Genomic DNA, 25,684 nt, shown 5'->3' on the forward strand with positions numbered 1-25,684 from the left:
GCCCCGGACGTCACCCGAAAACATATAAGGAAGCCCTTATATGTGGCGGCGCGTTGCGATACGGAGGCGTCATGACCCAGATCGCCGTCCTGACCCCCGATCCCGCCGACAAGACCTACGCCGGTCGCTGGCCCGAGGTGCTCGAACGGCTGATGGCGACGTTGGAAAGCGGCGGCGCGAGCGTCGTCCCGACGCCCTGGACCGATCATGTCGAGGACGCCTCGGGTCTTGCGGGCCACGACCTGATCCTGCCGGTCATCGCCTGGGGCTATCACCGCGACCACGCCCGCTGGCTGAAGGCCTGCACGACCTGGGCCGAGGCGGGCCTGCCGGTCGCCAATCCGGCGTCGGTGCTGGGCTGGAACTCGGACAAGACCTATCTGGGCCGGCTGGCGGACAAGGGCGTGCCCATTCCCCCGACCCGCTGGAGCGAGGCGATCACCCAGGACCAGGTGGACGCCGCCTTCGCCGAGACCGGCGCACCGGTGCTGATCGTCAAGCCGACGGTGTCCGCCGGCGCCTTTCGCACCCTGCGCCTGACGCCGGGCCAGGCCCTGACCGATGCCCCGCAAGGCCCGGCCATGATCCAGCCCTATCTGAAATCGATCGAGACCGAGGGCGAGACCTCGTTGCTCTTCTTCGGCGGCCGGTTCAGCCATGCGGTCAACAAGCGGCCGGTCCCCGGCGACTTCCGCATCCAGATCCAGTTCGGCGGCCTCTACACCGCCGTGACGCCGGACGCGGCGGCCATGGCCCTGGCCGAACAGGTGCTGGCCGCCATCGACGAACCCCTGCTCTACGCCCGCATCGACCTGGCCCGCGACGACGCCGGCGCCTGGGTGCTGATGGAGGCCGAATTGATCGAGCCCGACTTCTATCTGGACCACGACCCCGCCAACGGCGCCGGCTTCGCCCGCGCCGTCATGGCGAGATTGGACGCCTAGAAGCTTTCCCAGTCGCCGCCGCCCCCGCCGACGACCAGACGCGGCTTGGCCGGCGCGGACTCGGCGGCGAAGGCCTCGATCCGCGCCTGGGCCCGGCGGATCGGCGCCGGCGCCTGGCCGGCCCCGCCTTCGCTGACCTGGAACCGCCCGACCAGTTGCGCCAGATCGGTCGCCTCGCGATTGAGGCTCAGGCTGGCGGCGGTCGATTCCTCGACCATCGCAGCATTCTGTTGGGTCACCTGGTCCATCTCGTTGACGGCCGTATTGACCTCGGCCAGGGCCAGGGCCTGTTCCTGGGTCGAGGCGCGGATTTCCCCCATCAGATGGGTGATCTCATTGATGCGCTTGGCGATCACCGCCAATGCCTCGCCGGATTCGCGCACCAGCACGACCCCGCCCTTGACCTGGGTGCTGCTGGTCGAGATCAGGGTCTTGATCTCGCGCGCCGAGTCCGCCGACCGCTGGGCCAGGGCTCGCACCTCGGAGGCCACCACCGCAAAGCCGCGCCCGGCTTCGCCCGCGCGGGCCGCCTCGACCCCGGCGTTCAGGGCCAGGAGGTTGGTCTGGAAGGCGATTTCGTCGATCACGCCGATGATCTGGCTGATCTGGTCCGAGGATTTCTCGATCTCGCCCATGGCGGTGATGGCGCGCTGGACGACGCCGCCGCCGGTCTCGGCCTGGGTGCGTGTCTGCGCCACGACCGTGTCGGCGGACTGGGCGTTCTCGGCGGCCTTGCGCACCGTCGCCGTGATCTGGTCCAGGGCGGCGGCCGTCTCCTCCAGTCCGGCGGCCTGACGTTCAGTCCTGCGCGATAGGTCCTCGGCCGCGCTGCTGATCTCGTTGGCGCCCGACTGCATCGATCCGGCACTGCCGCGAATGACGGCGACGGCCTGGTCCAAGGCGCCGATGGCGCGATTGAAGTCTTCGCGCAGGATCGCGTAATCGCCGGGGAAGGCCTCGTCGATGCGATAGGACAGGTCGCCGGCCGCCAGGGCCGAAAGGCCGCGCCCCGTCGCCTTGACCACCGCGGACTGGGTCTCGGCCGCCGCGTGATCGGCCTCGGCGCGCCGTTCGCGTTCCAGCTCGGCCGCCGTGACGTCGATGGCGAACTTGACCACCTTGTAGGGTTTCCCGTCCGCCCCGAAGATCGGATTGTAACTGGCTTCGATCACCGCGCGCGCGCCGCCCTTGCCGTAACGCACGAATTTGTCGGCGATGAACTCCCCCGCATTCAGTCGCCGCCAAAAGTCGAGATAGGCGGGCGAGGAGGCGTCGGCCGGGTCTATGAACATGCGGTGAGGGCGGCCCCGAACCTCGTCCAGCTGATAGCCCAGGACGGCGAGGAAATTCGGATTGGCGGTGATGATCGTCCCATCAAGCTCGAATTCGATCACCGCCTGGGACCGATGGACCGCCGCCAGGACACTGCGCATTTCCGCCGTCTCGACAGAGTCCGGGGCGGGCTTGGTTCGGAAGATCGATTTCATGGCGGCCGTCTTCAACTCTTTTTCTGCCCGACGTCTGCCACCAAATCATTACGACATTGAGCTGATATATTTAGTACGGATAATCATCCAAGTCTGCGGTTGCTACGTACTTGTACAAAACCCCCGTAACGGCTGAGATACCGTTGCAATTAGATGATGCAGCCTTGAGGATCCGCCGCTGTTGCCGTTTCTATCCGCAGGATTAACGCGCCGCCAAGCTCTGCAACTGAGAATCGCTTTCGCTATAACTCTGTCGTCCCGGCGCTTTCACATCATCATGGCCGAGGCCCGTCGTGCTTCTGGAAAGGCCGCTGTCCGGACGAGCCTGCTATACTTCCTGGATGAGTCGCCCAAGGGGCTGACACAGACAGAGCTGGCTCAACGTCTTGAAATCTCGGGGCCCAGCCTCACACGTCAGCTCGACAGGCTGGAGAAACTCGGGTTCGTCAGCCGGCGCCGCGTGCTCGGAGACGGTCGCGTCCGTCTGATCCTTCTGGAGCCCGCCGGACGCGAGGCCCTGATGGAGCTGGACGTCCTGGCGGCCGAAATGCGCGACCGCCTTTTCCAGGACATTCCGGAAGCCGATTTGGAGACCACGCAACGGGTGTTGAACACCCTCTCGACCCGCCTGGACTCAGATCCCGGCCTCGTCACGACCAAGCCCTGATCTGTCTGGCGCGAAGACCTCCGTCTGTCAGTTGAGGTACGATTGCGCGCCTAGAAGCTCTCCCAGCCGCCGCCCCCGCCGCCGGCGACCAGACGCGGCTTGACCGGCGCGGAGGATTCGACGGCGAAAGCCTTGATCCGGGCCTGGGCTTGGCGGATCGGCGCCGGAGCCCCGCCCTCGCTGACCTGGAACCGGCCGACCAGTTGCGCCATATCGGCCGCCTCGCGGTTCAGGCTCAGGCTGGCGGCGGTCGATTGCTCGACCATGGCGGCGTTTTGCTGGGTGACCTGGTCCATCTCGTTAACGGCCGTATTGACCTCGTTCAGCGCCAGGGCCTGTTCCTGGGTCGAGGCGCGGATTTCCCCCATCAGATGGGTGATCTCATTGACCCGCTCGGCGATCGCGGTGAGCGCCTCGCCGGATTCACGCACCAGCACGACCCCGCTCTTGACCTGGGTGCTGCTGGTCGAGATCAGGGTCTTGATCTCGCGCGCCGAGTCCGCCGAGCGCTGGGCCAGGGCCCGCACTTCCGACGCCACCACGGCGAAACCGCGACCGGCATCGCCGGCGCGGGCGGCCTCGACGCCCGCATTCAGGGCCAGAAGATTGGTTTGGAAGGCGATCTCGTCGATCACGCCGATGATGTCGCCGATCTGTTTCGAGGACGATTCGATCTCGCCCATGGCCGAGATGGCGCGTTGAACGACGCCCCCGCCAGTCTCAGCCTGGGCCCGGGTCTGGCCCACGACCGTGTCGGCGGCCTGGGCGTTTTCGGCCGACTTGCGCACGGTGGCGGTGATTTGATCCAGAGCGGCGGCCGTTTCTTCCAGCCCGGCCGCCTGACGTTCCGTACGCCGCGACAGATCCTCGGCCGCACTGCTGATCTCGTTGGCGCCGGACTGTATCGAGCCCGCATTGCCGCGAATGACCGCCACCGCCTGGTCCAGGGCCGTGATAGCCCGATTGAAGTCCTCGCGCAGGATCGCATACTCGCCGGGGAAGGTTTCATCGATCCGGTAAGACAGGTCCCCGGCCGCCAGGGCGGACAGGCCGCGCCCTGTGGCTTGGACCACTGAGGTCTGAACCTCGGCCGCCACGCGATCGGCCTCGGTGCGACGCTCGCGTTCCGCTTCCACCGCCGTGACGTCGGTCGCGAACTTGACGACCTTGTAGGGTTTGCCGTCGGCGTCAAAGATCGGATTGTAACTGGCTTCGATCACCGCGCGCGCGCCGCCCTTGCCGTAACGCACGAACTTGTCGGAGAAAAACTCACCGGCGTTCAGTCGTCGCCAGAAGTCCGCATAGGCGGGCGCGTCAGCCTCGGCGGAGTCCATGAAGATGCGGTGATGGCGTCCCCGGACCTCGTCCAGACTATAGCCCATGACCGCCAGGAAATTCTCGTTGGCGGTGATGATCGTGCCATCCAGCTCGAACTCGATCACCGCCTGGGAACGCTTCACCGCCGTGACGACGCTACGCAGTTCGTGAAGTTCCGCCTCGTCGCGCCGCCGCTGTGTCTTGCCGAACATGCCATATTCCTCTGCCTTGTTGCGCAGAGGAGTAGGGGCGATTGGATAACAATTGATTATATCAACCATGATATTATCAAAATATATATTTCCTCGTGATGAAGTTCGTTCTACGGTACGCTCACGCATCAGATCGACAGCCCATGGCACGCTTGAAGCCCGACGACACACGCATTCCTGATCTCGAGATCGACGCCCAGCTGTGTCTCGCGCTGCAAACGACCAGCAGTCTGGTGACCCGCATCTATCGGCGGCTGTTGGAGCCGCTGAACCTGACACATCCACAGTACCTGATCCTCCTGGCGCTATGGGAGACGGACGGCCCGCTGACCATGGGCGACATCGGGCGACGCACCCATATGGACACCGGCGCCTTGAACCCTCAGATCAAGAAGATGGAGGCGTCCGGCCTGTTGACCCGCCAACGCGACGACAAGGACGAGCGCAAGGTCTGGGTCCAGCCGACCGAGGCGGCGTGGGGCGTGCGGGAACAGGTTCTGGATGTGCGCCGCGAGGTGGTGAAACGCCTTCCCCTTTCGGATCGGCAGATCGCCCAGCTGCGCACCCTGCTTCAAAAGATGAACGCCGAAATCGAAACGGCCGAGGCCTAACCGCCCGCGTCTCCCAGCGCCATCAGCCCCGCCCGCGACGGGCACAGGTCGGCGATGACGCAGGCCAGGCATTTGGGCCTGCGCGCCGTGCAGGTGTAGCGGCCGTGCAGGATCAACCAGTGGTGCGCCTTGGGCAGCCACTGCTCCGGCACGACCTTGAACAGCTGGGCCTCCACCTTGTCTGGCGTGCCGGCATTGGCCAGGCCCAGCCGGTGCGAGACGCGGAACACATGGGTGTCCACGGCGATGGCGGCCTCGATCCCCAGCTCGTTCAGCACGACCGAGGCGGTCTTTCGCCCCACGCCGGGCAGGGCCTGCAGATCGGTCCTGTTCAACGGCACCTCGCCGCCATGCTTTTCCAGCACCAGGCGGGACAGGGCGATGACGTTCCGGGCCTTGCCGCGATACAGGCCGATGGAGGCGATGTAGGGGATCAGCCCCTCCTCCCCCAGGGCCAGCATCTTCTGCGGCGTGTCCGCCACCCGGAACAGCCGCTCGGTCGCCTTGTTGACCGACACGTCCGTCGCCTGGGCCGACAGGGCCACGGCGACGACCAGGGTGAAGGGGTTGGAGAAGTTCAGCTCGGTCTTCGGCTCGGGCATGACGCCGGACAGACGCTCGAAAATCGTCTCGACCCGGTCCTCGTCCGGCGGCCAGCGCAGCACCGGAACGGACGCGCCGGTCATCACCGCCGGGCGGTTCGAACCGGGTTTGCGCGGCTTGGCGACAGGTTTTCGGGCCTTGGGCGGCGTCATGCCTCGCTGTCGCCGTCGTCGCGACGCGGGTCAAGACCCAGGCTGGTCAGGGCCGCATCCGCCGCCCGTTCGCCCTCCATCCAGGCGCCGTGTGCCGTGCCGTAATAGACCGGGGCCGTGGCTTCGCCCGCCAGGAAGATCCGATCCTCGACCGCCGTCCGCAACTTCGCCCGATCCCCCGCATGGCCCGGCAGGGCGTGGGAATAGGCGCCGCGCGACCAGGGATCGACGCCCCAGTTCGACACGGCCACGGCCTCCAGCCGCCGCCGCATGCCCGACCCCAGGGCCGCGACCAGTTCGGACACGGCGAAATCGACCAGGGCGGCGGGGCCTTGCGCCTCCAGCCCCCAGGCCAGGTCGGCGCCGAAATAGGCCTCGATCATCGGCCGCCCGAACGGCCGCAGATGATAGCCGCCGGTCTCGGCCGTATCGATCCGGGTCCACAACTGGGTGTCAGGCTGGAAATCGCCCGCGCCCCGCACCGTCATATGCACCTTGGACGCCAGCCCCAGAGGCACGCCCGCCGTCGCCTCCAGCCAGGCCGGAACGGGCGGATCGATCCGCACCGCCTCGGTGGCGATCAGACTGTTGGGAACCGTCAGGATCACCACCCGCGCCGTCAGCTCGCCCCGGCTGGTCTCCAACCGCAGCAGAGGGCCGGACCGGTCGATCCGGCGCACGGCGCAGTCGCGCACCACCGCGTCAGCCACCGCCTCGCCCAGACGGGCGATCAGACGGCCATAGCCCTCGCGCACCCGCCAGTTCACCCCGGTGTCGCCATAGGCGTCGTAATCCAGGCTGGACACCTCGGCGAACCGCGCCCCGTTCAGGGCGCCCGAGATAGCGTCCATCCGTGCGTTCCAGCGACAGTCGGGGTCGAAGAAGTCGGACGCGGGCCGGTCTTCGCCCCGCCCAGCCGCTTCCGTCACACGCTGGTCGAAGGCGGCGAAGGCCTCGCCGAACTCGGCCAGATCGGCCCGCGTGATCTCGTGGTCGAAGGCCTGGGTCCGCCACGGCGGCGGCGTCTGGTCCAGCGTCAGCCCCTCGGCCTCGACCCGCCCGGCCAGGACATTGTCGTCGGCCGAGTGCAGCCAGCCGCAGCCCATGTCCAGACCCTCGCCCTCGACCCGCGCCGTCCAGGCGCGCCCGCCGATCCGGTCGCGGCCTTCCAGCACCAGAACCGACAGGCCGGGCCGCATCAGCCGGCGTGCGGCGGCGATCCCAGCCGCGCCCGCGCCGATCACGACGACATCGACCCGGGACGGCAGCGGATTGGAGGCTCGGGCGCGGTCGCTCATGGGCCGAGGACATACACGAAAAGAGGCTTTGATCGGCCTCTTCGCGATTGGACATTGATTTTTGGACGGCGACGTCCATTTTAGCCCCGCTTCAAAACGCCGCACCCTCCCCCCGGATGTCCCATGTCGCCTGAACTGAAGAAACGCCTGCCCCTGTTCGCCGCCATTCTCGTCGGCCTCGCCCTGGTCGCGGGCGGGATCGTCTGGTGGATCAACGGCCAGAGATGGGAAAGCACCGACAACGCCTTCGTCCAGGCCGACACCACCCTGATCAGCCCCCAGCTGGCGAGCCGGGTGACCGAGGTCCTGGTCGGCGACAACCAGCGGGTCGAGGCCGGTCAGATCCTGGTCCGGTTGGACGACGCCAATCAACGCGCCGAACTGGCCCGCGCCGAGGCCAATCTCCAGGCGGCCATCGCCGCCGTCGGCAATGTCGACGCCCAGGCCGAGCAGGAGAAGGCCGCCATCGCCGCCCGCGCCGCCGCCGTGACCCAGGCCCGCGCCCAGGCCGGCCTGGCCCGCGCCGAGGTGGATCGTTACGGCAAGCTGGCCCAGCAGGGCTGGGTCTCGCAGCAGCGGATTCAGACCGAACGCGCCGGCGCCGCCACCGCCGACGCCAGCGTGCAACAGGCCCAGGCCGCCCTGGTCGCCGAACAGCGCACCGCCGGGGTGCTGGGCTCAACGCGCGAACAGAGCGTCGCCGCCGTCGAACAGGCCCGCGCCGTGGTCGAAACCGCCCGCATCGCCCTGGAACGCACCGTCATCCGCGCCCCCATCGCCGGCGTCGTCGGCGCCCGCAGCGTCCGGCCCGGCCAATACGTCAACGCCGGGACCCAGCTGCTGTCCATCGTGCCCCTGACCCAGACCTATATCGTCGCCAACTTCAAGGAGACCCAGCTGGACCGGATGCGACTGGGCCAGACGGTCGAGATTTCCGCCGACGCCTTCCCCGGCCGCAAGATCGAGGGCCGGATCGACAGTTTCGCCCCCGCCACCGGCTCCGAATTCGCCCTGATTCCGGTCGAGAACGCCACCGGCAACTTCACCAAGATCACCCAGCGGGTCCCCGTGCGGATCGTCGTCAGCGGCGCCGACCGCAGCCTGGCCCTCCGTCCCGGCCTGTCGGTTGACGTCAAGGTCGATCTGAAGAGCCAGGGCGGCCAGAGCTTCGCCGAGGCCTCCATCGGGACGCCTCGCCCGTGACCACCGCCAACCCGGCTGCGGCTGGGGGCGGGGTCACGCCGCAGAGCCCCGTCGCCGGCCATCCCGAGATCAACTGGACCATGCTGCTGCTCGGCTTCGCCGGCATGGTGGTGGGCCAGTTCATGGCCATTCTGGACATCCAGATCGTCGCCGCCTCCCTGCCCCAGATCCAGGCCGGGGTCGGCGCCTCGGCGGACGAGATCAGCTGGATCCAGACCGCCTATCTGATCCCCGAGGTGGTGATGATCCCCCTGTCCGGCTTCCTGTCGCGGCTATGGGGCACCCAGAAGCTGTTCCTGGCCTCGTGCGCCGGCTTCGTCCTGATGAGCATCGCCACGGGCCTGTCGACCTCCATCGACATGATGATCCTGTTCCGGGCCATCCAGGGCTTCGTCGGCGGGGCCATGATCCCGACCGTCTTCGCCGTGGCCTTCACCGCCTTCCCGCCGGACAAGCGGGTCACGGCCAGCGTGGTCATGGGCCTGATCGTCACCCTGGCCCCGACCGTCGGCCCGACCCTGGGCGGACACCTGACCGAATGGCTCAGCTGGCGCTGGCTCTTCTTCATCAATGTGGCGCCGGGCTTGCTGGTCCTCTTCCTGGTCGGCCGTTACGGAAACTTCGACAAGGGCGACCCGTCCCTGGCCAAGGGCTTCGACTGGTGGGGCCTGGGCTTCATGGCCGTCTTCCTGATGAGCATGCAGTATGTGCTGGAGGAGGGCGCCAGGAACGACTGGTTCGACGACACCTCCATCCTGCTGCTGGCGGTGGTCGCGGCCGTGGCGGGGCCGGTCTTCGTCTGGCGCTCTCTGACCTATCGCCAGCCGATCGTCGAGTTGCGCGCCTTCACCAACCGCAACTTCCTGGTCGGCTTCATCATGACCTTCACAGTGGGATTCGCCCTGTTCGGCGGCACCTTCCTGCTGCCGCTGTTCCTGGGCCGGGTGCGTGATTATTCGTCGGCCGAGGTGGGCACCACCATGGTCGTCTCGGGTCTCGCCATGTTCGCCACCGCCCCCTTCGCCGGGCGACTGGTGCGCAAGATGGACGCCCGCATCCTGATGTTCGGCGGCTTCATGATGTGCGCCTGGGGCATGTGGGAGGCGCGGCTGGTCACGGACGAATGGGGCTTCTGGCAGTTCGCCTCGGTCCAGGCCTTCCGGGGCGTCGGCGTCATGCTGGCGATGATCGCCTCGCAGCAGGTGACGATGGCCACCCTGCCGCCGCACATGGTCAAGAACGCCTCGGGCCTGGTGAACCTGTCGCGCAACGTCGGCGGGGCCTTCGGCCTGGCGATCCTGAACACCGGCCTGACCACCAATACCGCGGTCCATATCGGCGAACTGACCAGCGGCATCGCCCAGGGCGACCAGGCCATGCGTAATATGATGGCCGGCATGGCCCAGCGCTTCACCGGCACCATCGACCCCGCCGCCTCGGCGATGAAGGCCGTCTATGGGATTCTGCAGAAACAGGCCACGACCATGGCCTTCGGCGACGCCTTCGCCCTGCTGGGCATCATGTGCGCCGGCGCCGCCTTCGTCACCCTGCTGGCCCAGCCGGTCAAGGCCCAACCGGGCGCCCCGCCTTCGGACGCCCACTGATGGCCCGCCGCCGGGGCCAGGTCGACGAGAAGAAGAGCGAGGCCATCCTCGACGCCGCCGCGACCCTGTTCGCGGACAAGGGCCTGGCGGTGTCGATGGACGAAATCGCCCGCGTCGCCGGCGTCTCCAAACAGACGGTCTACAACCGCTTCGCCTCCAAGCTGGAGATCGCCCGGGCCATGGCGGGCCAGAGGTCCGACGCCATCGTCGCCCCGCTGAAGACGGCCGGCGCCCCGGTCGAGGTGCTGGAGGCCCTGGCCCTGCTCCTGCTCGAACGAATCTGCCACCCGGACAAGGTCGGCTCGATGCGCGGCGTGGTGCTGATGTCGACCGAAGCTCCCGAGATCGCCCAGGCCGTCTATGAGGCTGGGCCCCTGCGCAGCCTGAAACTGCTGTCGGCCTGGCTGGCGGACCAGACGCGCGCGGGCCGGCTGAACGTGCCCGACCCCGACGAGGCGGCCGAGATGTTCTCGGGCCTGGTCCTGGGCCACGGCCATCTGCGGGCCATGCTGAACGTGCCCCAGATCGACGCCGACCACCGCCTCCGCCGCGCCCGCGAGGCCGCACGGGTCTTCGTCGCGGCCTATACGCCGACCTCCTATGCGCCTGGCCAGGATCGCGCTAGTTGAGACCCGCCGCGTAGAGGAGTTCGCCCATGCTGATCCACCTGTCGTCCTGGCCCGAGATCGACGCCCAGATCGCGTCGGGCCGGCCCCTGTCGAAGACGGTCGTCGTGCCGATCGGCTCCAACGAGCAGCACGGGCCGACGGGCCTGTTGGGCACCGACTGGCTGTGCCCCGAGATCATCGCCCACGAGGCCGAGCGTTCGGACGCCGCCCTGATGGTCGCCCCCACCTTCAACATCGGCATGGCCCAGCATCACCTGGCCTTCGCCGGCACCATCTCCTTACGCCCCTCCACCTTCATGGCCGCCATCACCGACTGGGTCTCGTCGCTCAGCCGCCACGGGTTCGAGCGGATCTATTTCCTCAACGGCCACGGCGGCAACGTCGCCACCATCGAGGCGACCTTCTCGGAAATCTACGCCGAATGGAGCTTCATGGAGGAGGAGCCGCCCTTCATCCTGAAGCTGAAGAACTGGTGGGACCTGCCGGGCGTCCAGGGCCTGTGCAACTCGATCTTCCCCACCGGCCACGGCATGCACGCCACCCCGTCCGAGATCGCCGTGACCCAGGCCGCCTATCCCGACCGGATCAAGACGGCGGAATACGCCCCCAAGATCGCCCCCAGCGGCCCGATCCGCGACGCCCTCGACTATCGCGCCCGCTTCCCCGACGGCCGCATCGGCTCCGATCCGGCCCAGGCCAGCCCCGAAAAGGGCCGCCGCATCATCGACCTGGCCGTCCCCGCCCTGCTGTCCGACGTCGCGGCCTTCGCCGCCGAGGCCCGGCCTGGAGAAACCCCCGGAGACGCGTCCTGACCCGCAAAGCCCGCTCGCCGGCCGTTTTGGGCGCCGAAATGCTGTCCGCCTCGGCCGAGGTCATCGCGGCGCGCACCACCCTGATGGCCCAGGGCATGACGGACCCCAAGGGCCAGGACCCGGTCGAACTGTCGCTGATGAGCTCGGAAAAGACCGAGGCCATGGCCGCCTCCGTCGCCGCCCTGACCGCCAGCGCCGGCGCCGTCGGCGAACGCCTGAGCCGCGACGCCATGGACGAGGGCGCCCGCGCCCTCCAGGCCGCCACCGAAATCGCCGCCGCCCGCTCCCCGGCCGAAGCCGCCCAGGCCCAGCTCCGCTACGCCCTGGGCTGGTGGATCCGCGCCTCCGGCCAGGCCCAGACCCTGACCGCCGAACTGACCCAGGCCCAGACCGACGCCCTCACCCCCATCCACAAGACCGCCGTCGCTAACGCGAAGCGGCTGAGAAAACGCTAAAGATCACCGACCTGTCTCCCTCCCCACGTGGAGAGGGGGACTGCGAAGCGGTGGAGAGGCTCCCTCCGCCCCACCGACGCCATGGCTGCCTCGACAAGGGCCTCCGTGACGGTCGCATGAACACCTGTGCGTGCTCGGCCGTATTGCTAAGGCTGTACAAACTCAGTATCCCCAAGACATCGCCTTTAGGAGGCGAAGGGGTGGATCGCGGGGGGCGATGAACGACAAGACGTTTATTCGCACGGCTGTATCGACAGGCCAGACGATCGCTCACATCCTACTGGGCGCAATCTGCTTCCTGGTCATCTTCGCGCCCGCCATCGCGCTGGAGCTCGCGACCAGTTGGCTTGTGACGCAAGGGGTGATCAGCCCGCTACTTCTTAATTTCGCCGGCATCCTGCGCGGCGTCTTTGTGGGCGGCGACATCCTCATTGTCGGAGCCTTCCTTGTCTCAGGCCTCGTCCTCTTCGCCACCCAGCCCCATCCGATGGAGACCCCGGATGACCTGTGGCGCGCCGTCTCGGCCGACGCCCAACTCCTGGCGGAAATCGCCGTTGAGTGTCTAACCGGGTTTGTTGTGATCGTCGTCCTGTTCGGCCTGGCGATCCTGCTGGACCTCTTCATCAAATACGTAGTAGCCCTAGAGGGCATGGGACATAATTTGGCAATCTTGGCCAAATACGTTAAAATCAGTCTTTTGGTACTGGACGTTGTCCTTGCCGGCCTGTTTCAGCTCAACCAAATTACGAAGTTTTTGCTACGCATCTGGAACCACCTGAAGAAGCACTATGCTGATGGCTCACATCACTGACGATAGGCTCAGGTTATCCCAGTTCATCGCCCGCCACTCGGCGATTGGACTGGCAACTGTTCTGGCTCCGGTTATCGGCGCCTGGACCGGCATCCGCCTTGCTGCAGAAGCTCGCGACCCCGTGCGATCCATGGCCCGCCTCAACCATTATCGCCGTCTCATGGTCAGTCCTCGCGACGGCGTTCTGGCCCATTCCATCGACCACGGACAAACGCTGGATCAGGCCGTCGGGGGCGTTCAGCCGGCCGAAGCCCTCCCGGCCGACTCCCACCCATATGTAAAGCGACACGACCGGGCCGCTGCCTGACATCAGGCAGCCACAGACCCAGACTGATCGTCGCCGCGTCGTCTCGGTCCTCCGTCATGCGCTGCAGGCTGTCGACGGCGAACCGCGCCTCCCACAATCGATCCGAACTCCGCTCGACTATCCAAAGATCGCCCAGCGCCGCAACTCAGAAACGATCCAAAACCGCCATGTCATTGGGGTCACCATGCACTGACGGCGACAGCTACCGCGCAGGCGCCGAAGGGAAAAATGGTCAAGGTTCGTTTGGCGACCAATGTGCTGCGCGTGGGAGCACCCACGACAGGTGAGGCCTGCAAAACTGCCAATCCACTGAAACCCGACCATCCCCCCTCACCTCAGCGGCAAAAACAACTCCGCCGCCGCCCCCCTCTCCGGCTCGTCCACGAACAGCCGCTGGCAATAGATCGGAAAATCCCGCATCTCCTCGCCGCTGGCCGGCAGCCACTCGCGGTACAGATACAGGGCGGCGGGCTCCAGGTTATGGGTGTCTCCGGTGACGCGCAGCACGGCGCACCGCCCGCCCGGGATTTCGCCCGCCTTAACCGACGGGTCCTCCGCCTCCACCCGCTGGCCGGGGTTCAGCCCGACGCACAGGTCCATCCGATAATCGGCGGGGTCGGCGGGGTGGCGTTCCGAATGCCAGATGTTGAAGGTCGGGTTGGTCTTGGGCGACAGGCCGGCGGCCTTGCGCCAGGCGATGAACCGCTGGACCGTGGCGTCGATGGTCGCGGGATCGCCCCAGTGCTCGAAGATCGCCACCCGGATCGGGGGCGTCTCGCGGATGATCACCTGATCGGGGGTGAAAGGCGTGGGCATGAGCCTGCTCCTGGCTGAGTTGAGGGGGCCGAAGGCCTGAAGCCACGGCGCCCAGTCGGGCGACTTCCGGAAATCGGAGGGCGACTGCCGGAACCTCTGGCGAAAGGCGCGGGCGAAGGCGTCAGGCGTCTCGTAGCCGGCGTCCAGGGCGATGTCGGTCACGCTGGGCCCCTGCCCGTCCGCCAGCCGTTTGGAGGCCTGTCGCATCCGCGCCAGCTGGACATAGCGGTGCAGGGACACCCCGAAGGTCGCCTTGAACTGCCGGTGGAAATGGAATTTGGAAAAGGCCGCGACCCGGCTGACCGTCTCCAGGTCCAGATCGCCGTCCAGATGCCGGTCGATATGATCCAGCACCCTGAGCATTCTGGAATGATAGTGTTCAAGCGCCGCCGTCATCATCCTTGTCCGTCGTGTCAGCCCCAGATTGGCGCCTGACGCTGTCGCGCGCTCGCCCGATCTTGCGGTTTGAACACCCATCGCCGAACGCGCGCTTGACTCATTTAGACGTTTAGCTAACAATCACATTATGAGCCAGGTCTTCAAAGCCCTTTCCGACCCGACCCGCCGGCGGGTGCTTCAGCTGCTGCGCCAGGGACCGATGACCGCCGGCGAGATCAGCGACCGGTTCGACGTCTCCAAACCAACCATGTCGGCCCATTTCGCGGTGCTGAAGGAGGCGGATCTGGTTCATGCGGAGAAGGCCGGCAAGTCGGTCGTCTACCATCTGAAACTCTCGGTGCTGGAAGAGGCCCTGCTGGGCTTCGTCAATTCGTTCGGCCTCGGCGCAGAGACGCCCGGGCCGTCACAGGAGCCTGCGAAATGAACAAGGACGTCATCAACAGCCTCGCCTGGGGCGGCGGGATTCTGGTCCTGGCCCTGTGCGCCAGCCTGGGACGCCGGCTGGGCTATATCGACCACGAGACCACGCTTCGTCTGGTTCTGGGCGCCACCGGCCTGATGATCGCGGCCTTCGGCAATCGCATCCCCAAGACCTTCACCGCCAGCGCGGGCGCCAGAAAAACCCAGCGCGTCTCGGCCTGGTCCATGGTGCTGAGCGGCCTCGTCTACGCCCTGGCCTTCGCCTTCGCCCCCACCATCATGACGGCGGTCGTCATCGGCTGCGGCGCGGTGATCGGCGGCATGGCCTTCACCCTGCTCTACTGCCTGCGCCTGTCGGCCAGGGCCAGGACCAGGGGCGAGGCCGGCTAGGATTCGACCTTCCGCCGCCCCCTAGCCCGCGCCCGGCCCCTTCTCCCGATGCGGGCATCCGGGCCAGCAGCAGGGGCGGCGTTTGCCGTCGCTCAGGTTCTCGCGCCCCCAGTCGATCCGCTTGAGCCGCGTCTCGGCCTTCTTCGCCGACTCGACCCAGCAGATCCATTCATTGCGGGCCAGGGGCGTGATCGCCGTCCAGGTCGCCAGGGCTGCGGCGTCGCCGACCAGCGCCGCCCGCAGATCGGCGGGCAGCGAATGGACGACGCCGCCGGGCAGATCTGTCTCATCAGCCATGCCCCATTGTGCGCAGTCGCGGAGCGGCGGCGCAAGCTGTGGCCCGCCGCTCCCGCATCCCGTATCCTCGGACTTGTTCCGAGGACCCGCTTTTCAGCCTCCGGTCCCCGACGGGTGACACGCCGTCCCCGCTTGCGCGCCCTCCACAGTAGGCCCTCGGAACAAGCTCGAGGGTGACGGGCAGGGAAGATCAGGCGACCTCGACCACCTTCAGCTTGGGCTTCTTCAGCTTGGCCTTGGCCGGGCGGACCGCCTTCTTGGCGGCCTTTTCGGCCTTCTTGGCCTCCTTCTCGGCCATTTTCAGCGCCTTTTTGGCGGCCTTGGCCTCGGCCTTGGCGGCGTCGGGGGCGGCGTCGGCGGCGGCGGCCAGTTCGGCCAGCTGGGCCAGGAAGGTGTCGCGCTGACCCTTGGGCAGCAGGCCCATGATCCGCTTGTCGGCGGCCTCGACCAGCGGCCGGGCGGCCTCCAGACGGGCGGCGCCTTCCGTGGACAGACGAACCGCCTTGGCGCGGGCGTCCAGGGTCGAGCGTTCGCGCTCCAGCAGGCCCTTGGCGGTCATCCGGGTGACCAGATCGGCCAGGGTCGAACGGTCGATGCCGGTCATCCGGACCAGTTCGGTCTGGGTCAGGCCGGCTTTCAGCGAGGCGGCCTCGAGAACCGCGAACTGGCGCTGGGTCAGGCCGTCGGCGCCCATTTCCTCGGAATAGATGTCCAGCGCCAACTGAAGCGCCCGGTGCATCAGATGGCTGGGCGAGGTGGCCAGAGGACCGACCTTCCGCAACGCCTTGCCTGACTTGACCATATGGACTTGCCCATCCTAATTTCAACTTAGGATCCAGCGATTGACACGAAGAGTTTACGATTTCACGACAAAGGCGACGGGCACCCTAAAAACTTTTCATTTCCGTTGTAAACATTTCTGGAAAAATCCGTTGGTTGGTTTGAACATCAAAAAAGGGACCTCTTTCGGCCAAACCTTCCAATTCAGAATGGATTAGACCAATTGACAAAGACAATGCTTGAAGAGGCGTAGCCCCATATATTGTTTTCAATTCTATCCATGCAATTGGCACAGAAATTGTGCACTCCCAAGTATTTGGAATCAAGTTAGATAATTTTGGTTTTCTAATAATAATATCAAACGTTTCAGGATCCCCATTGGCCTTTTGCCAATATACATTCCACATAAGCATATTTCAGTCTCTACAGGATCTCAGGCATTGAGCCAAATCCAGCGAATTTCCTGCATGGCAAATCGCATTGGCGGGTGGAAGCAAAAGCGCACACATGCCCGCAATAAGCATGTACCCGGACATGCAGGAATTCTGACACTTCTCTAATTGATCATACTGCGGAGCCGGGCATTGATCACCACCACCTATGCAGCTTTGTTTTGAATGTGCAGACGGTGACGCGAGTAACACCCCACCAACTAAAATGACAATAAAGCGCTTCATGCTCCCCTCCGCATCCAAGTGGATGCATCTATAGCGCGCGCCATCACAACCTACAAGCGTCGTGCTACAGTCCCGTGTCCGGCGAGACCGGGCCGGGCTCTTCGTCCTTGGTCATGTTGCGCATGATCAGCGGCACCTGGGACAGGCCGAAGACCGAGGCGGCGATCCACAGAACCCCGCGGAAACCGGTCCAGACGTCGTTCGGATTGGGCGTGTCGCGGCCCAGGGCGTGCCAGATCGCGGTCACGGCGGCGGGGCTGCGGAACACCTCGTTCAGCACGGCCACGGTCAGGAAATACAGGCCGTAGCGCAGGGTCAGGGTCCGCCAGGCGGCGTCATTGACCTTGATGGCCGAGCCCAGCAGGGCCTTGAACGGATATTTCTTCAGCGGGATCGAGCCCAGCAGCACCACCGCCAGGAGCCCGTTCTGCACCGTCAGCTTCAGCTTCACATACAGGTCGTCGTGGGTGAAGACGGTCAGCAGGCCGAACACCAGGGCGAACAGGCCGGTGATCAGCGGCAGGGGCGCGAACCGCCGCTCGACCGCATAGCCGACCCCCAGCGCCAGGGCCGAGGCCCCGACCAGCACCCAGGTCGCGAAGATCATGTCCCGCGTCACGAAATAGCTGATCATGAAGGCGGCCAGGGCGCCGAAATCCACCAGCTGGCGGATCCACTGTCGGTTCTTGGTCTCGGGCGCGGGGGTGGTCTCGGTCATCTCAGTCTTCCAGTCCCACCAGCGAGCGGGCGAAGGCGCGGGCGTCGAAGGCTTGCAGATCCTCCACCCCCTCGCCCACGCCGATCAGCATCAGGGGCGCGTCGGACGCCTGGGCCACGGGCACCAGCACCCCGCCCCGCGCCGTCCCGTCCAGCTTGGTCATGACGACGCCCGTGACGAAGGCGGTGCGGCCGAAGATCTGTTCCTGGGCCAGGGCGTTGCGCCCGACCGTGGCGTCCAGCACCAACAAGGTGTCATGCGGCGCCTCGGGGTCGACCTTCTTCAGCACCCGCACGATCTTCAGCAGTTCATCCATCAGGGCCGACTTGTTCTGCAACCGCCCGGCCGTGTCGATCAGGACCACGTCGAACCCCTCGGCCTTGGCCTTCTGATAGGCGTCGAACGCCAGGCCGGCCGCGTCGGCCCCGTCCCGGCGGCTCTCGAAATCGGCCCCGGCCCGGTCGGCCCAGACCTTCAGCTGTTCGCGGGCGGCGGCGCGGAAGGTGTCGCCGGCGACGATCATCACCTTGGCGCCCTTGCCCGTCAGGTCGGCGGCGATCTTGCCCAGGGTGGTGGTCTTGCCCGAGCCGTTCACCCCGACGAACAGCACCACATAGGGTTTGGGACCGTTCAGCGGATCGAAGGTCGCCTGGCGCGGCGCCAGTTCGGCCGCCACCGCCTCGGCCAGGGCTTCCTTGACCTCATGCTCCTGGGCGTCCTTGCCGAACTTCAGCGCCCGGAACCGTTCGACGATCCGCGCCGAGGCCGCCGGCCCCAGGTCGCTCTCCAGCAGATGTTCCTCCAGCTGCTCCAGCGCCGCCTCGGACAGGGGTTCCTTGACGAAGCTGGCGACGACCTGGTCGGTCATCTGTTTGGAGGAGCGCGAGAGCCCCGCGGACAGGCGCTGGAACCAGCCCTTTTTCGGCGTATCGGTCATGGCATGGCTCTAGCGCGCCCGCCGCCCCCCGTCACGCGCCAATGGCGGGGTCATGGGGTCACAACACCCTGAACCACGGCCCCTGCCGTTCCTCCCCCAGCATCAGGTCGGTCAGGGCCCAGACCAGGGCGTCGGCCCGGTCCAGACTGCCCGTCTCGTCCCCGCCCAGAGCCATCAGCTCCTCCTCAAGGTCGCGGAACCGGCCCAGGTGCGTCACCCGCCCCTGTTCGTACAGGGCGGCCACCGGCTCGGCCCGCATCCGCTTGCCGCGCGTGGCCCGCACCTCGCGCACCACCACATTGGGCTCAAGCGTCTTCAGCACATGGGCCACCATGTCCCCGCCCTGGTTGACCTCGGCGACAATGGCCCCGGCTCCGAACTCGGCGGCGCAGGCCAGGGCCCGCCGCGCCCAGCCGTCGGGGCTCAGCCCCCGCATCGACCGGTCGGCCAGGACATAGGCCTGCGTCCCCACCCGCCCCGCCGCCACGATGCCGCAGGCGTCGCCCCCCGGCGTGGTGGTCGGATCGATCGCCACCACCACCCGGTCGAACCGTTCCGGCGCCGCCCCGGCGTACAAATTCGCCCGCGCCAGATCCTCCGCCCGGAACAGCGCCCCTTCGACGTCGAGGATCAGCCCCTCCATCTCCTGCGCCGCCCGCCGCGTGCCGCCGTACAGAGCCTCCAGCCGCGCGATCACCCCCGGCGCCAGATGTTCGGCGTTGTCCCGCGTCGGCGCATGGGTGGTCACGCACCCGGCCTCGGCCCTCAGCGCCTTCAGCGCCGCCATCGGCCGGGGCGTGGTCGTCACCACCAGACGCGGATCCCGCCCCAGCCTCAGCCCCAGGCGCAGCATGGCCAGGGTCTCGTCCGGCCGCGCCCAGGCGCAGAATTCATCGGCCCAGGCCCCGGCGAACTGCGGTCCGCGCAGGCTGTCGGGGTCCTCGGCGGAAAAGGCCCAGGCCTCGGCCCCGCTCGGGAACACCAGCCGCCGCCGCGTCGATTCATAGACCGGCCGCGCCCGCCCCCGCCAGCGCGGCAGGGCGTTGATGCCGCTGGGCCCGCCGATCATCACCTCGCGCACATCGTGCAGGGTCGCCCCCACCAGGGCCAGCCGCCCGCCGGGCCCCAGCCGCTCGGCCTCGTCCGCCGCCCACGACGCCCCCGCCAGGGTCTTGCCCGCCCCCCGTCCGCCCAGGAACAGCCAGGCGGACCAGGCCGCCTCCGGCGGCTGCTGCGCCGTCCTCAACACCAGCTCCGGCCCCGGCTCCTCCTCGTCGCCCAGCCCGCCCGCTTCCAGGGCCTCCCGCGCCGCCTCGGGCCAGACCACATAGGGCAGGGGCGCCCCTGTGGCCGCGCGCAGGGCCGCGATACAGCGCAGGATTTCGCGAAACTCGGGCAACCGCCCCAGGCGGCATGCCGCCTTGCCCAGCTCGATCAGGGTCTCCATCGACAGATCCGGACGCTCGGGGTCCCATTCGAACCCCATCAGGGCGGCTCTCGCCTCCTCCAGCGTCCGCGTCTCCGCCGCCGCCGTCCCCTTCAGGAAGTTGGCCGGCAGGGACTCGCGCGGCGTCTGCCGGAAGAACCCGCGCTTGTGCATCTGGGTTTCCAGCGTGCCCTTGGAGACGCCCAGCTCGGCCGCCATCGCGCGCGCGGTCTTGTGCCGCTCGTTCATGTATCGTGGGCCGATCTCCTCGTCCCACACCTTATCCGTGAATATGCTCTTGGCTCCCATGCGCCCAGTATTCGCGCACCCGCTCCTAAGGCGCGCAAATAGGCCCTCGCGCGCCTCAAGCCGCTGAAGTCAAAGGCTTTCGATCGTCCAATTGTAAACGCAGGACCGCCCAACCCATCATAATTCGGGCCATCCTAAGTCAGACGGGGAGCCCGCCGATCAGTGCTGGTTCTGCGGCAACCGCACCACCAGGCCGTCCAGCGCCTCCGACACCCGGATCTGGCACGACAGCCGGCTGTTGGGCTCGACCTCTTCGGCGAAGTCCAGCATCGACTCCTCCATGGCCGAGGGTTTGCCCGCCGCCTCGCGCCAGGCCTCGTCGACATAGACATGGCAGGTGGCGCAGGCGCAGGCCCCGCCGCAATCCGCATCGATCCCCGGCACATTGTTCCGGATCGCGCCCTCCATGACGCTCAGCCCCGGTTTCACGTCAACGACGTGCTCGGTTCCGTCATGCTCGATATAGGTGATGCTGGCCATGGCCCGCTCATATCAAGCCGGGGCGTGGGCGCAAGGGCGGATGGAAGGAAGGCTAAGTATGGCTGTAGAACGCGGTCGCCCGTCAGCTCTCCGTGGCGACGGGATCGATCATGGTCACATTGTCCGGATGGATGACCACGACGATGTCGTGGTCGACCGCCAGTTGAACGCCGTAGGCGTCTCGATCCGCCACAGCCGCCCGCAGATCGAGGAGTTCTAACCGGGTTGAGCGGAACTCTGTCGATCCCGTAATACGCTCCAGCGTGACCCGGGTCGCAAACGACAGGCCAGCGCCCGCGAATTCCACGGTGTTGAAGTAGAGCGCCTCGACGCGGTCGTCATCGGCCACTCCCTCGATGGCGTCGAACTCGAAACGCGCGGCAGTCTGCGGGTTGAACATGACGTCGAGCGCCATTTGCGCTAGATTCGCCGCAGAAATGTCATCGAGCGAGAACGCCGCCGGGGCAGCCACTCCCGCCAAGTCTAGGGCACGCTGAAGCCGATCTACGAAGGTCAGCAGGGTGGGGAGATCATCCAAATAGGGTCCGGTCAGCCCGGCCTCCAATGTAATCCCCGACAAGCGGGATCCCCGAAACTCGAGATCGATGGTCGCCGTGCCTTCGGCCAAATAGGAAAGTCCGCGAAGGAGCTGGACCCAGCTGGCCAGATCATAACGATCCAGGGTAACGGTCGCAGAGCTTTCAAACTCCAAGCCACGGTCAAAGAACAGCAGGTTCAAGGCCGGGTGGCGGAACGCCATCAACGGCCCGTCCGGAACCGGCAGTGGCACGAAGGCTTCGCACTGGAACAGGGCGGCTGGGCGAAGCGCGCCGCCGCGAATGACGAGGGTCGCTGGTCCGGCGTGTGGCAGATCGATCTGGAATTCCTGAATGCCGTCCAGCAGATCGCCCCGATAAGGCACGCGAAGGCCGAAGCGGCGGTCATAGGCGCGGAGTTCCAGCGGTTTCAGTGGGGCCAAGCCGGAAACCAGGCGCGTGAAATGGTCCGCGCTTTCGATATAGACCAGCGCCTCGCCCTCGATACGGCGGCCATCCTCGTAACCCAAGGTCTCGAACTGGCGTCGCTTTTCGGCGACGTAGGCGTCGACATCTGCCGGACAGATTTCCGCCAGCGCCTCACACAACCCGTCCGCATCGAGTTTGAATCTCCGACCTTTCCGATAATCGAATGAAATCCACAGCTTGTTGACGTCTGTTCGGCCCTGGTGTTCCGCGACGCGGAGACGACGAAGTACCTTGGCCAACTCCTTGCCCACGAGGTGGACGAGATAGCCCGTCAGCTCGGAACCGTCCGGGCGGAGGCGGAAGACGACGATGGCCGCCGGGCCCTTCTCCTTGGCAAGCCGCTCCATTGCGGATAGGCGCGCGCGGACTGTTCCAGTCTCGCCTGCCGTGCATTTGAGCTGGATCTGGCAGGCGCGCGGTTCTCGTTGATCGAGCGTCGGCCCTTGCGTCGACATCGGGAACTCGACGCGGAAATCCCAGCCGGTCCGGTCCCGGCCCGATGGATTGCTGATCAGCTTGGCCTGGGCGCACAGCTTGCCGAACAGCTTTTCGCCGACCTCTCCGAGTTCGTCAGCCGTGAGTTTCTCCGCCATCGGTCGTCCACTCCCGCTAAGGGCGCTGGGGGAAGTTCGAGGTCTACACCGCGTCGTCCCCACGGCGAACTGCGACGACGACGCCGTCAGCGGTTGAAGACTTTAACCCGCAGGGCGGCGAGGGGCGCGAAGTTTCCTTCGTGCGGTTGAGGCCCGCGCGAGCCGTGGCGGAATTCATGGCCCTGACCGAGAGGCAGGAGGGAAGGGCCTCCCTTACCAAGAGGTCCGCAATCGAAAAGGCGCTACGGTGCCTTCCAATCGCATTAGGCCGCCAGATTATCGGGGGCCAGTCGGCTCAGCGCGAGGGTCACCAGGCGGTCGTCGAAGATTTTGGCCTTTCGGGAAGCAGCGCCCTCGCCGCCAGGCCAGGCCTTGATACCGGCTCTCATGGCGGGAAGGCTGGTCTCGACGCCTTCTCGTCGCAACCAGTCCACAGTGGCCAAAAGCTCCATGCCGAGCGGTGATTCAAATCCATCGATAATCCGAGATGTCGCCTCAAGCACAGGCTTGTAGACGCTGGCCTCTGGCGTCGTCAGATACGCCTCCAGACGGCTCTTCTTAGCGTCATCGAACCAGATCACATCGAGAGGCCCGGCGTCGCTGATACGCTTGTCGCAGTGCAGATAACTGCCGTCCAAATTGTTGAGCAGGTGACGAAGCTGATCGGCGTAGGGGCCAAAACGGTTGGCTTCGAACTTCAGCTGCAGCGGGTCTTCGAGGCCCAGATCGGTAGCCGCCGTCTCGATGAACCAAGCGAGCTTCTGCACCTCAAGGAGAGTGCACTCTATTCCCAACACCCAGTAGCGACGGACGATCTCCGCTATCAGGGCGCGCGCTGGGGTGAGCTTCTCCACACCGGCGCGCTTGGCGACGTTCTGATACTTGGCAATGGGCTCATAGACGATGACCTCCACGTTCTGAAGGTCGGCTAACGCCGCCTCGATCTTCGGCCTCACGAGACCCCAATCGAGACCTCCGTTGCCCGCGCCTAGAGGCGGCAGGGCGATGGAATGAATATTGTTCTCGGCGATAAACCGCCTGAGATCCTGCAGCCCTTCCTCAATCCACTCGATTTTGGAAGGGTGACGCCAATGTTTCTTGGTCGGAAAGTTGATGATCCACTCAGGGCCCAGCATGTCGCTACGGCGGGTGGCGAAGACTTTTCCGACAACGACCTCATCGCGTTTGCAAGCGAGGTCATAGGCTTTGAAGTTCTCAGGAAAGGCCTCCTTGAACATCAAGGCAATGCCCTTGCCCATCACCCCTACCGTGTTGACTGTGTTGACCAGCGCCTCCGCGCCGGACTCGAACAGGTTCCCTGAGGTGTATCGGATCATTCAGAAGTACCAGTCCGGTTTGACGATGACCTTGATGGCCACCCCCGTCGCCTGCATCTCGGCGTCGATTCTCGCACGGGTGGACTCGTTGAAGCAAGCGACTCCGAGAAGGGCTTCAACGGGCACATGACCGTGCGCCAGGGCCTCCGCTTCGTATCGTTCGAACTTACCGGGATCATTGGCGTCGCGTTTAAAGTCCCTTCGCTGGAGAAGGTCCCAATCTATGCGATCAAGCCGAGCGGGATCGTTGAAGAACTCCGCCGCAGCCAAGTAGGCGTGCCGATCCGAGAACACGAACGGAACCTGATACTCCTGCAGCTTCCAGATTGAGGACGCCAGGATAATCACGTCCTCGTTCGCGCGCTTCGTAATACCGCCCCAACCGGTGGTGATATTGAAGAGCATGGGCGAGAAGGGTGTGAAATAGAAGGGGACATAGTCTCCCAAGACGCCCGTGCCCGGCGCCCGAAGAGGGTGGTGGGCGCGCTTGCCGATGAGGTCCGGATTCCCGATCGCCACGAAGCTCGGGTCTGCGTGACCAGAATTCGCGCTGTGGAGGCCGTTTTGAAGGATCCAACGCAGGTTGGAGCGATGCGTGATCCTGAAGACCCGCGCCTTTTCTGCATTGAGGTCCCTGAAAACGCGCATTGAAACCCTTCTCGAAGCGGCTAGCCCCACATCATCGCATAGCAGTGATGAGCCGCACCGTTATGGATCATCAATGTCGGGCCGGTCTACGTCAGCATCGGGCGCAGCAGCGACGGACGCGCGATCCCGTTCCCTTACCCCTCCGCCGCAACATACACCCAAGCCTCCGCCCCCGCCGCCGTCGTCGTGCGGATGCGGCGATACTCATCGGCCTCGTAGATGTCGGCGGCCGCGAGTTCGTCGGCGGTGATGCGGAACACCGTGCCGGGGATGACGTCGGCGGGGTCGTCGCTTTGCGTCAGGACCGGATGGTGGGTCAGGCCGCTTTCGGCGATGACTTCGGGGTCCGTGATCTTGAGCTCCGACAGGGCGAAACCGACCAGGCTGTCGGCCGTCCCTTCCAGCAGACGGCCGAAATTGGCGGTCTGCACCGCCGGGTCCTGCAAGGTGCCATAGGAAAACAGCAGGACGTCGGCGGTCATGGAAGGCACAGTCTCCAGGTCAGGCAGCCGGCGGTCAGGCCGCCTGTTTCTTGCGGCTCGGGGCGACCATCAGCTTCTTGGTTTCGGCGATGGCCTTGGCCGGGTTCAGGCCCTTGGGGCAGACCTGGGCGCAGTTCATGATGGTGTGGCAGCGGTACAGTTTGAACGGGTCTTCCAGGTCGTCCAGACGTTTCTGCGTGGCGTCGTCGCGGCTGTCGGAGATCCAGCGATAGGACTGCAGCAGGGCCGCCGGGCCGAGGTATTCGTCCTGGTTCCACCAGTAGCTGGGGCAGGAGGTGGAGCAGCAGGCGCACAGGATGCACTCGTACAGGCCGTCCAGCTTTTCGCGCTCGGCCGGGGTCTGGAGCCGTTCCTGTTCCGGGTCGGGCTCGTCCGACTGGAGATAGGGCTGGATCGAGTCGTACTGGGCGTAGAACAGGCTCAGATCCGTCACCAGGTCCTTGATCACCGGCTGGTGCGGCAGGGGGGCGATGGTGATGTTGTGCGAGTTGCACTCGTCCCAGCCCTTGGTGCAGGCCAGGGTGTTGCGCCCGTCGATGTTCATCGAGCAGGAGCCGCAGATGCCCTCGCGGCACGACCGGCGGAAGGCCAGGGTCGGGTCGATCGAATTCTTTATGTGAATCAAGGCGTCCAGCAGCATCGGACCGTGATCGTCGGTCGAGACCTCATAGACGTCCCAGCGCGGGTCGGCGTCGACCTCGGGGTCGTAGCGATAGACCTTGTAGGTCTTGACGTTCTTGGCGCCGGGCGCGGCCTTGTGGACCTTGCCCTTGGTCGGCTTGGAGCCGCGGGGGAGGGAGAGTTGAACCATCTGCGT

General features: G+C 66.0%; 28 protein-coding genes. 11 read left to right on the forward strand and 17 right to left on the reverse strand.

Annotated features, from left to right (window positions below):
- Positions 1 to 71: 71 nt before the first annotated feature.
- Positions 72 to 944, forward strand: a complete 873-nt coding sequence (locus ACVPT3_RS16100) for an ATP-grasp domain-containing protein (RefSeq protein ID WP_492041847.1) — start codon at positions 72 to 74, stop codon at positions 942 to 944.
- On the opposite strand, the gene ACVPT3_RS16105 is transcribed toward ACVPT3_RS16100, so the two are convergent.
- On the reverse strand, positions 941 to 2,431 hold the full coding sequence (locus tag ACVPT3_RS16105) for a methyl-accepting chemotaxis protein (protein ID WP_492041848.1): 1,491 nt from the start codon (positions 2,429 to 2,431) through the stop codon (positions 941 to 943). The two genes, ACVPT3_RS16100 and ACVPT3_RS16105, sit on opposite strands and share 4 nt — an antisense overlap.
- A 277-nt stretch (positions 2,432 to 2,708) precedes the next feature.
- On the opposite strand from ACVPT3_RS16105, the gene ACVPT3_RS16110 reads away from it, so the two are divergent.
- The gene (locus ACVPT3_RS16110; RefSeq protein ID WP_492041849.1) at positions 2,709 to 3,098 is read left to right on the forward strand and encodes a MarR family winged helix-turn-helix transcriptional regulator; all 390 of its coding nucleotides are present in this window, start codon (positions 2,709 to 2,711) and stop codon (positions 3,096 to 3,098) included.
- 50 nt (positions 3,099 to 3,148) lie between these two features.
- Here the strand turns inward: ACVPT3_RS16110 and ACVPT3_RS16115 are convergent, their stop codons facing one another.
- A complete protein-coding gene (locus ACVPT3_RS16115) occupies positions 3,149 to 4,627 on the reverse strand; it encodes a methyl-accepting chemotaxis protein (RefSeq protein WP_492041850.1) in 1,479 nt (492 codons plus the stop codon).
- Between the two features lie 143 nt (positions 4,628 to 4,770).
- Here ACVPT3_RS16115 and ACVPT3_RS16120 point away from each other — a divergent pair, with 143 nt between their 5' ends.
- On the forward strand, positions 4,771 to 5,238 hold the full coding sequence (locus ACVPT3_RS16120) for a MarR family winged helix-turn-helix transcriptional regulator (protein ID WP_492041851.1): 468 nt from the start codon (positions 4,771 to 4,773) through the stop codon (positions 5,236 to 5,238).
- On the opposite strand, the gene nth is transcribed toward ACVPT3_RS16120, so the two are convergent.
- Together nth and ACVPT3_RS16130 are read right to left on the reverse strand one after the other, a co-directional pair.
- Positions 5,235 to 5,993, reverse strand: a complete 759-nt coding sequence (gene nth / locus ACVPT3_RS16125) for an endonuclease III (RefSeq protein WP_492041852.1) — start codon at positions 5,991 to 5,993, stop codon at positions 5,235 to 5,237. The two genes, ACVPT3_RS16120 and nth, sit on opposite strands and share 4 nt — an antisense overlap.
- On the reverse strand, positions 5,990 to 7,291 hold the full coding sequence (locus ACVPT3_RS16130) for a flavin monoamine oxidase family protein (RefSeq protein WP_492041853.1): 1,302 nt from the start codon (positions 7,289 to 7,291) through the stop codon (positions 5,990 to 5,992). The genes nth and ACVPT3_RS16130 overlap by 4 nt, the downstream gene beginning before the upstream one ends.
- Positions 7,292 to 7,414: 123 nt before the next feature.
- Between ACVPT3_RS16130 and ACVPT3_RS16135 the strand changes: the two genes are divergently transcribed.
- From ACVPT3_RS16135 to ACVPT3_RS16160, 6 genes are all read left to right on the forward strand, one after another.
- Complete coding sequence (locus ACVPT3_RS16135; protein ID WP_154726137.1) at positions 7,415 to 8,494, forward strand: HlyD family secretion protein; 1,080 nt, start codon at positions 7,415 to 7,417, stop codon at positions 8,492 to 8,494.
- Complete coding sequence (locus ACVPT3_RS16140; protein ID WP_490334072.1) at positions 8,491 to 10,098, forward strand: DHA2 family efflux MFS transporter permease subunit; 1,608 nt, start codon at positions 8,491 to 8,493, stop codon at positions 10,096 to 10,098. Before ACVPT3_RS16135 ends, ACVPT3_RS16140 begins: the two co-directional genes overlap by 4 nt.
- Positions 10,098 to 10,727, forward strand: coding sequence for a TetR/AcrR family transcriptional regulator (locus ACVPT3_RS16145; protein ID WP_492041854.1), 630 nt, complete (start codon positions 10,098 to 10,100; stop codon positions 10,725 to 10,727). The genes ACVPT3_RS16140 and ACVPT3_RS16145 overlap by 1 nt, the downstream gene beginning before the upstream one ends.
- Before the next feature lie 26 nt (positions 10,728 to 10,753).
- Positions 10,754 to 11,539, forward strand: a complete 786-nt coding sequence (locus ACVPT3_RS16150) for a creatininase family protein (protein WP_492041855.1) — start codon at positions 10,754 to 10,756, stop codon at positions 11,537 to 11,539.
- Between the two features lie 38 nt (positions 11,540 to 11,577).
- Positions 11,578 to 11,994: a phasin gene (locus tag ACVPT3_RS16155; protein ID WP_492041856.1), complete on the forward strand. Its 417-nt coding sequence runs from the start codon at positions 11,578 to 11,580 to the stop codon at positions 11,992 to 11,994.
- A 217-nt stretch (positions 11,995 to 12,211) separates the two neighbouring features.
- A complete protein-coding gene (locus ACVPT3_RS16160) occupies positions 12,212 to 12,805 on the forward strand; it encodes a hypothetical protein (RefSeq protein WP_492041857.1) in 594 nt (197 codons plus the stop codon).
- Positions 12,806 to 13,442: 637 nt separating this feature from the next.
- On the opposite strand, the gene ACVPT3_RS16165 is transcribed toward ACVPT3_RS16160, so the two are convergent.
- Complete coding sequence (locus tag ACVPT3_RS16165) at positions 13,443 to 14,327, reverse strand: AraC family transcriptional regulator (protein WP_492041858.1); 885 nt, start codon at positions 14,325 to 14,327, stop codon at positions 13,443 to 13,445.
- A 127-nt stretch (positions 14,328 to 14,454) separates the two neighbouring features.
- Between ACVPT3_RS16165 and ACVPT3_RS16170 the strand changes: the two genes are divergently transcribed.
- Both ACVPT3_RS16170 and ACVPT3_RS16175 read left to right on the forward strand, forming a co-directional pair.
- The gene (locus tag ACVPT3_RS16170; protein ID WP_492041859.1) at positions 14,455 to 14,751 is read left to right on the forward strand and encodes an autorepressor SdpR family transcription factor; all 297 of its coding nucleotides are present in this window, start codon (positions 14,455 to 14,457) and stop codon (positions 14,749 to 14,751) included.
- Positions 14,748 to 15,137: an SdpI family protein gene (locus ACVPT3_RS16175; RefSeq protein WP_492041860.1), complete on the forward strand. Its 390-nt coding sequence runs from the start codon at positions 14,748 to 14,750 to the stop codon at positions 15,135 to 15,137. The genes ACVPT3_RS16170 and ACVPT3_RS16175 overlap by 4 nt, the downstream gene beginning before the upstream one ends.
- 21 nt (positions 15,138 to 15,158) lie before the next feature.
- Here the strand turns inward: ACVPT3_RS16175 and ACVPT3_RS16180 are convergent, their stop codons facing one another.
- From ACVPT3_RS16180 to ACVPT3_RS16235, 12 genes are all read right to left on the reverse strand, one after another.
- Positions 15,159 to 15,434 carry a YdeI/OmpD-associated family protein gene (locus tag ACVPT3_RS16180; RefSeq protein ID WP_492041861.1) on the reverse strand — a complete coding sequence of 92 codons (276 nt, stop codon included), beginning with the start codon at positions 15,432 to 15,434 and terminating at the stop codon, positions 15,159 to 15,161.
- 190 nt (positions 15,435 to 15,624) lie between these two features.
- The gene (locus ACVPT3_RS16185) at positions 15,625 to 16,236 is read right to left on the reverse strand and encodes a MarR family winged helix-turn-helix transcriptional regulator (RefSeq protein ID WP_492041862.1); all 612 of its coding nucleotides are present in this window, start codon (positions 16,234 to 16,236) and stop codon (positions 15,625 to 15,627) included.
- Between the two features lie 85 nt (positions 16,237 to 16,321).
- Positions 16,322 to 16,627: a hypothetical protein gene (locus ACVPT3_RS16190; protein ID WP_492041863.1), complete on the reverse strand. Its 306-nt coding sequence runs from the start codon at positions 16,625 to 16,627 to the stop codon at positions 16,322 to 16,324.
- Between the two features lie 328 nt (positions 16,628 to 16,955).
- Entirely contained in the window at positions 16,956 to 17,609 is a 654-nt protein-coding gene (locus ACVPT3_RS16195) for an inner membrane-spanning protein YciB (protein WP_492041864.1), read from the reverse strand.
- Between the two features lies 1 nt (position 17,610).
- On the reverse strand, positions 17,611 to 18,546 hold the full coding sequence (gene ftsY, locus ACVPT3_RS16200; RefSeq protein WP_492041865.1) for a signal recognition particle-docking protein FtsY: 936 nt from the start codon (positions 18,544 to 18,546) through the stop codon (positions 17,611 to 17,613).
- Positions 18,547 to 18,604: 58 nt separating this feature from the next.
- On the reverse strand, positions 18,605 to 20,221 hold the full coding sequence (locus ACVPT3_RS16205) for a DNA-packaging protein (RefSeq protein WP_492041866.1): 1,617 nt from the start codon (positions 20,219 to 20,221) through the stop codon (positions 18,605 to 18,607).
- A 219-nt stretch (positions 20,222 to 20,440) separates the two neighbouring features.
- Entirely contained in the window at positions 20,441 to 20,761 is a 321-nt protein-coding gene (locus tag ACVPT3_RS16210) for a 2Fe-2S iron-sulfur cluster-binding protein (RefSeq protein ID WP_267515239.1), read from the reverse strand.
- An 82-nt stretch (positions 20,762 to 20,843) separates the two neighbouring features.
- Positions 20,844 to 22,379 carry a hypothetical protein gene (locus ACVPT3_RS16215; protein ID WP_492041867.1) on the reverse strand — a complete coding sequence of 512 codons (1,536 nt, stop codon included), beginning with the start codon at positions 22,377 to 22,379 and terminating at the stop codon, positions 20,844 to 20,846.
- Between the two features lie 263 nt (positions 22,380 to 22,642).
- Positions 22,643 to 23,716 carry a type II toxin-antitoxin system antitoxin DNA ADP-ribosyl glycohydrolase DarG gene (darG, locus tag ACVPT3_RS16220; RefSeq protein ID WP_492041868.1) on the reverse strand — a complete coding sequence of 358 codons (1,074 nt, stop codon included), beginning with the start codon at positions 23,714 to 23,716 and terminating at the stop codon, positions 22,643 to 22,645.
- Complete coding sequence (gene darT / locus ACVPT3_RS16225) at positions 23,717 to 24,364, reverse strand: type II toxin-antitoxin system toxin DNA ADP-ribosyl transferase DarT (RefSeq protein WP_492041869.1); 648 nt, start codon at positions 24,362 to 24,364, stop codon at positions 23,717 to 23,719. It lies immediately after the preceding gene.
- Between the two features lie 134 nt (positions 24,365 to 24,498).
- Positions 24,499 to 24,846, reverse strand: a complete 348-nt coding sequence (locus ACVPT3_RS16230; RefSeq protein ID WP_492041870.1) for a gamma-glutamylcyclotransferase family protein — start codon at positions 24,844 to 24,846, stop codon at positions 24,499 to 24,501.
- A 34-nt stretch (positions 24,847 to 24,880) separates the two neighbouring features.
- Positions 24,881 to 25,678, reverse strand: coding sequence for a succinate dehydrogenase iron-sulfur subunit (locus ACVPT3_RS16235; RefSeq protein ID WP_492041871.1), 798 nt, complete (start codon positions 25,676 to 25,678; stop codon positions 24,881 to 24,883).
- Between the last annotated feature and the right edge of the window lie 6 nt (positions 25,679 to 25,684).

This window comes from Brevundimonas sp. FV1ps31S (assembly GCF_058681265.1).